Annotated in this window: 2 protein-coding genes; one reads left to right on the top strand and one right to left on the bottom strand. The window is 40.0% G+C overall.

Features of this window, described 5'->3' with window-relative positions; all coding sequences use genetic code 11:
• The first annotated feature begins 209 nt into the window (after window positions 1–209).
• Entirely contained in the window at window positions 210–863 is a 654-nt protein-coding gene (gene fsa / locus ACFIK8_RS09150; protein ID WP_014924524.1) for a fructose-6-phosphate aldolase, read from the top strand.
• Here fsa and lptE read toward each other — a convergent pair.
• Window positions 860–1,462: an LPS assembly lipoprotein LptE gene (lptE, locus tag ACFIK8_RS09145; protein WP_042995500.1), complete on the bottom strand. Its 603-nt coding sequence runs from the start codon at window positions 1,460–1,462 to the stop codon at window positions 860–862. The genes fsa and lptE overlap by 4 nt on opposite strands.
• Between the last annotated feature and the right edge of the window lie 9 nt (window positions 1,463–1,471).

Genomic DNA, 1,471 nt, shown 5'->3' with positions numbered 1-1,471 from the left:
GCTAACATCATAAACAAACCCCTTCCTGAAATTTGCCCTCTTTCCAATACCCAAATCTTTTTCTTTTTTTCCAACTTATGTCCCAACTTACCATATGAGACACTAAACTTCTTTCTTGCTTTTGCGATAAACAATAGCGCATATATAGAAACAAGCTGGAACAGCACAAACTGTGAATGAACGAGCTTAAAAAAACAAGGAAATTAGACATGAAATTTTTTGTGGATAGCGCCAATATTGAAGAAATCCGAGAGCTAAAAAATTTAAGCCTCGTTGATGGTGTTACCACTAATCCCTCTCTTATTCTAAAATCGGGACGCAATATTCTTGATGTTCTCAAAGAAATTTGTACCCTCATCGAAGGACCTGTTTCTGCCGAAGTTGCAGCAACTGAATTCGAAATCATCATGAAAGAAGCGGCTATTTTAGCAAAAATTGCCGACAATATTTGCATCAAACTTCCTTTAACGCTTGAGGGATTGAAAGCGTGTAAAGCCCTGGCAGCACAGGGATTAAAAACAAACCTCACACTCTGTTTTTCTGCCAATCAAGCCTTATTGGCGGCAAAAGCTGGCGCAACATTTGTTTCACCTTTTATCGGCAGACTCGACGATTGCGGAATAAATGGCAGTGAATTGCTTCACGAAATTCGCACGATTTATGACAATTATGGCTTTGAAACACAAATTTTAGCAGCTTCAATCCGCACTGTTAATCATGTCAAAGAAGCAGCACTCAGCGGTGCAGATGTTGCAACCGTTCCCCCAACAATCTTAAAAGCACTGGTCAAACATCCTTTAACTGATAAAGGTTTGCAAACATTCCTCGATGATTGGAAAAAAACCGGACAAAATATCGCTTAACGCCCAGAAGTTTTATTTAAAAGATCTCTTGAAAGCAACATAAAGATCTGTTCAGCCAATTCTTCAGCTACTCGCCTTTGCGCATCTTTTTCTGCTTGCAGCGTCGCATATTCCTGGCGCATCCGCTCAAAAGACGCACGCACATTTCCCATTCCTTGTGCAACAGGAGTATTTTTCATATCCTTTAAGGTGTAGGATGCTTTGCTCACCACGGTTCCAACGGAAGGTCGTCCTGTTTTTTTCCTGTCTCGATCAACCTCTATCTGCATCGATTCTCTTGTAAATACGGATGTCTGCAGTGCCAATTGATAAGTTGGATCGGAAGGTTTACTACCATTTCCATAAAGAAGAAATAGTAAATGATTGCGCACCATTTGACCAAAACGATCTGAAGGTTCTTCAACGACAATGCTTGCAAGCTTCCCAGAAAGCCCTAAAGAATCTTTTCCTGAAGACAAACCATGGGAACCAGAATTTATAGAATCCATTGTCGTCGAAATTTGGGGTCCTTGACGATAAAGCGGTTCAACTTTGCACCCATAAAGAAAGGTGAAAAAAACCATTAGAATCGCAAGAATAAAACTTTTAAAGAACAACATTCACAATCC

The organism is Bartonella sp. MR168JLCBS (assembly GCF_042194175.1).
Note: the sequence above shows the minus strand (reverse complement) of the source record. Positions and strands in the feature narration are given on the sequence as shown.

Coding starts and splice junctions, on each gene's coding strand:
- fsa (WP_014924524.1), top strand. CDS start 210: ATGAAATTTTTTGTGGATAGCGCCAATATTGAAGAAATCCGAGAGCTA.
- lptE (WP_042995500.1), bottom strand. CDS start 1,462: ATGTTGTTCTTTAAAAGTTTTATTCTTGCGATTCTAATGGTTTTTTTC.